Below are 3,326 nucleotides of genomic sequence, written 5' to 3' on the forward strand. Positions count from 1 at the left end.
GCGCCGGGTCCAGGTGCACCACACGCCCAATCAGCGACGCGCAGAGCGCCGCCAGTTGCACCATCGGCCCTTCGCGGCCGATCGAGCCGCCGCTCGAAATCGTGAACAGCGACGACACGCTGCGCCAGAAGCTCAGGCGCACCGGTACCACGCCATCGCCAATCGCGACAGCTTCCATGTAGTCGGTGTGACTGTTCTTGTCCGCGTGACGCCGCGCGACCAGCAACAGGAAGCCCGCGATCAGACCGCCCGCCGCCGGCAGCCAGATGCGCTCGGTCCACGGCATGCGTTTGGCCATGCTCACGAAGCTGCCCGACTGGCCGGCTATTGCCAGTTGCAGTAGCGAGATGCCCTCGCGAAATGCAATGGTTGCAAACGCGCCCGCGACGCCCACGACCACCGACCACACCAGCATCGTGTGGGCGTCGGAAAGTCTGAACAGATCTTGAGCGCGGGTGCGCAACTTCAGCAGGAATGAAAGCACGACGGCAGCAGGTCAGGTGAAAGGTGGAAAGAAACCGCGCGCAAGAATAGCATTGCGGCCGCCGCGCAGCGGGTAGGGTTTGACTGGATGGAGCGCGCATGCGCCACGTGAGCTGTGTTGGCGTGCCTGCGTGGTCACCGCGCTGCCTTGTCGAGTTCCGGGTAGTGTCGGAAGATGCACAGCTCGTTGTAGGCCAGGCGTCGTGGCGAGGTCAGATAAGCGGCAATATTCGGCCGCTCGGCTACCGCGTCGTGTAAGGCCGCCAGCAGGGGATAGTGCTCGCCGAAATGGCGTGTCGCGCGCGGAAACGCATAATGCAGACCGTCGATGAGCTGGAACATCGAGAGATCGACGTAGGTCAGCGCGTCCCCCACCATATGCTGGTCCCCCGCCGGGTTTTGCTTGAGCACACGCTCGAAGTAATGCATGAACTTCGGCATGCGTTCGTCGATGAAGTGGTGCGCGCGGATTTTCGCCGCGTCTTTCTGGTCCTCATAGTAAAGGCCAGTGGCGAGCGGATGATGCGTGTCATGGACCTCGGTGACGATGTCGGCAATGGTCAACTGCAGGCCATTGGCGACATAGCGCAGGCCTTCATCGGTGGGGGCGAGGCCGAGCTTCGGACCGAGATAGAAAAGGATGTTGGCGCTCTGCGGGATCAACAGATCGCCGTCGCGCAGAAAGGGCGGCGCGAACGGCGGACAGGGTTCGCTCTTGCTGTCGAGCACCGCCATCATTGCGCCCGTGCCCTGGCCTTGTGATTTCTTGCCTCGTACCACTTCGATGTAGTCCGCGCGGGCTTCTTCGAGCGCGAGCCGGACGAATTCGCCACGGCCTTGCAAACCGTCCCAATAGTAGAGTTCAAAGCTCATCGATTGATCCTCATTCGGTGGGGTTCAGGTGGCGCGCTGAGCCGTCCAACGCCCTGCGGCCCGTTCTGCTGCGCGCCTGGCCAGTATGCCGCGTGATGCAGTACCTCGGGCGCTGAAAATGCACAAAGCCCCGCACGCGGCGGGGCTGGCAGCAAGGCGAATACGCTTAGCCGATGAAGTGCTGGACGAGCCACGTAATGCCCAGTCCGCCGAAAATCAGCCATACATACAGGATCAGACCGGTGGTCAGCGCACGGGGACCGGCTTCGCGAATCTGCGAGATACGCGTTTCGATGCCGAGCGCCGTCATGGCCATCGTCAACGCAAAGGTGTCGAGCGTGTTGAGGGTTTGCGTGGCCGCTGCGGGCATCACATGCAGCGAATTCACCAGCACGCAACCGAGGAAGCCAAGCGCGAACCAGGGGATCGCGAGCTTGCGCGGTGCCTGCTTTGCACCAGCATCAGCGCTCGCTGCTGCACCACGCGCGGGGCGGTTGACCCACAGACCGACGGCCAGCAGCACCGGCACCAGCAACATCACGCGGGTCATCTTCACGATGGTGGCGATGTGGGTGGCTTCGGGGCTTACGTTGCTGGCAGCGCCCACCACTTGCGCGACTTCGTGGATCGTGCCGCCAAAGAACAGACCCGCGCCGACGGTATCGAGATGCAGCCAGCCCGCCTTGAAGAGGACCGGGTAGAGGAACATCGACAGCGTGCCAAACAGCACCACGCTACCCACGGCCATCGCGCTCTTGTGCGGCTTCGATTGCAGGGTGGATTCGAACGCCAGCACGGCAGCGGCACCGCAGATCGCGCTGCCCGCGGCCGTTAGGAGCGCAGTGTCGCGGTCGAGCTTCATCAGCTTCATGCCAGCCCATGTACCAACCACGAGCGTGCTCACGACCACGAGGACTGACTCGGCGAGCCCCGGCAAACCGACCTGCGCGATTTCCTGCAGGCTGACCCGCAAGCCAAAGAAGGCGACCGCGATGCGCAGCAGCTTGCGCGCCGAGAAGTTGACGCCCGCCGCCCAGCTGGCGGGCATGCCGTCACGCAGCGCATTGCCGTACAGCGCACCCGCGACGATGCCGACGATCAGCGGACTGAGGCCGAGCCCCGCGATGGCGGGAATGGACGCGATGCGGGTGACAGCGGCAGCAAACAGGGCAACGAAGAGAATTCCGTTGAGCTGCCCTCGGGTGGAGGAACCGGTATGGCCGGAAGCGGCATCGAGTTGAGCGGTGGACATGGTCATTGCCGTCGGGGCGTGTTCTGATTGGATGGCCTAATCCTAATTTGAATATATCGATATGAAAAATCGTCATTTGTGACATAAACTATCGGCTGGATTGATATTTATTGACCATGACCCCCGATCAGCTTATAACTTTCGCCGCCGTCGCCGAGCATCGCAACATCAGCAGGGCCGCGGTTGCCTTGCATCTATCGCAGCCTGCGGTGTCGGGGCAACTGCGTCAGTTGCAGGACGAGTTCGGCGAGCCGCTCTACTTACGCGATGGCCGTGGCGTGCGTCTGACTCCCGCTGGCGAACAGCTCGCGAGCTACGCGACGCGGCTGCGCGACACCTGGCGGCAGGCGCATGCGTATCGCGACGCATTGCGCGGCCTTGAGAGCGGCACGCTGCGGGTCGGCGCGAGCACTACGCCGGCCAGCTATCTGCTGCCGTATCTGATTGCGGAGTTTCACCGGCGCCATCCGGAGGTGACGCTGCATACCGTGGATGGCAATACGGCGGACATCATCAGCGCGCTCACGTCGCTCGATATTGCGATGGTCGAAGGGCCCGTGGGGGCCGATCTGCCACCGGATACCGCTGTTCACGCCTGGCGCGAGGACGAGATCGTCGCCATCATGCCGCGTAATCATCCGTTGGCCGAAGGCCGCGAATCGGCGCCGCGCGGCGCGAGCACGGCCGGCAGCGCTGACAGTGCTGGCAGTGCTGGCAG

Annotated in this window: 4 protein-coding genes; 1 reads left to right on the forward strand and 3 read right to left on the reverse strand. The window is 63.3% G+C overall.

Features of this window, described 5'->3' with window-relative positions; genetic code table 11:
• The 3 genes from WCA85_RS01750 to WCA85_RS01760 all read right to left on the reverse strand — a co-directional run.
• The coding region (locus tag WCA85_RS01750) for a chloride channel protein (protein ID WP_424061354.1) at positions 1-484 on the reverse strand (484 nt) is incomplete at its 3' end.
• Positions 485-618: 134 nt separating this feature from the next.
• Positions 619-1,356: a glutathione S-transferase gene (locus WCA85_RS01755; protein ID WP_424061356.1), complete on the reverse strand. Its 738-nt coding sequence runs from the start codon at positions 1,354-1,356 to the stop codon at positions 619-621.
• 166 nt (positions 1,357-1,522) lie between these two features.
• A complete protein-coding gene (locus WCA85_RS01760) occupies positions 1,523-2,608 on the reverse strand; it encodes a YeiH family protein (RefSeq protein ID WP_424061357.1) in 1,086 nt (361 codons plus the stop codon).
• 116 nt (positions 2,609-2,724) lie between these two features.
• Here WCA85_RS01760 and WCA85_RS01765 point away from each other — a divergent pair.
• On the forward strand, positions 2,725-3,326 hold a 602-nt coding region (locus WCA85_RS01765), incomplete at its 3' end, for a LysR family transcriptional regulator (RefSeq protein ID WP_424061359.1).

It is taken from the genome of Paraburkholderia sp., assembly GCF_049581445.1.
In the GTDB taxonomy this organism is placed as follows: Bacteria; Pseudomonadota; Gammaproteobacteria; order Burkholderiales; family Burkholderiaceae; genus Paraburkholderia.

Coding starts and splice junctions, on each gene's coding strand:
- WCA85_RS01755 (WP_424061356.1), bottom strand. CDS start 1,356: ATGAGCTTTGAACTCTACTATTGGGACGGTTTGCAAGGCCGTGGCGAA.
- WCA85_RS01760 (WP_424061357.1), bottom strand. CDS start 2,608: ATGTCCACCGCTCAACTCGATGCCGCTTCCGGCCATACCGGTTCCTCC.